Origin of the sequence: Affinundibacterium fentianense, assembly GCF_018139545.1 — a bacterium.
GTDB lineage: Bacteria > Pseudomonadota > Gammaproteobacteria > Burkholderiales > Burkholderiaceae_D > Undibacterium > Undibacterium fentianense.
Map to the genome: position 1 here is coordinate 1 of NZ_JAGSPJ010000062.1, position 219 is coordinate 219.

Annotated in this window: 1 protein-coding gene; it reads right to left on the bottom strand. The window is 52.5% G+C overall.

Translation table 11 applies throughout. From position 1 onward, the window contains the following. On the bottom strand, window positions 1–219 hold a 219-nt coding region (locus KDM90_RS17770; RefSeq protein ID WP_212676960.1), incomplete at both ends, for a hypothetical protein.

The following is a 219-nucleotide window of genomic DNA, read 5'->3' on the forward strand; positions in this document are numbered from 1 at the left end:
TATTCAGTTGTGCTGCATTCGGGGCAGTCAAAGGATTCGTGATCGTTACCGCTTGTGATGCACTGATCGCTGTGCTGCTATTTAAACTAATCACCGCTGCACTTGTTGCACCGAAGGTATAACCGCCAGCTAAGACGCCACCCGTGATGGCGGTCTCCGTGACCGTACACGTTTCACCTTGTACCAAGCCCGTGATTGTGCCGGTGGTTCCTGCTGTAA